1 protein-coding gene is annotated in these 211 nt (G+C 63.0%); it reads left to right on the top strand.

The features are described 5' to 3' along the window. Positions 1-211, top strand: a 211-nt coding sequence (locus tag ACW9IR_RS30470) for a uroporphyrinogen-III synthase (RefSeq protein WP_457466334.1), incomplete at both ends; no start/stop codon positions are given.

Here is a 211-nt window from a genome sequence, read left to right as displayed (position 1 = left end):
ACAGCAAGCCGTCTTCCATGACCTGGGGCGTTACTGTGCGGTGATCGTCGTCAGCAAGCCTGCGGCACGCCTTGCCGTGGCGCAGCTGGATCGCGCATGGCCGCAGCTGACGTGGTTCAGTGTCGGCGCCGCCACGGCGCAGGTATTGGCCGATCAGGGCCTGAATGTTAAGTATCCGCCTACTGGCGACGACAGCGAGGCTTTGCTTCAA

Source organism: Pseudomonas sp. SDT291_1_S447, from assembly GCF_054070155.1.
This window is presented reverse-complemented; position numbering and strand designations above follow the sequence as displayed.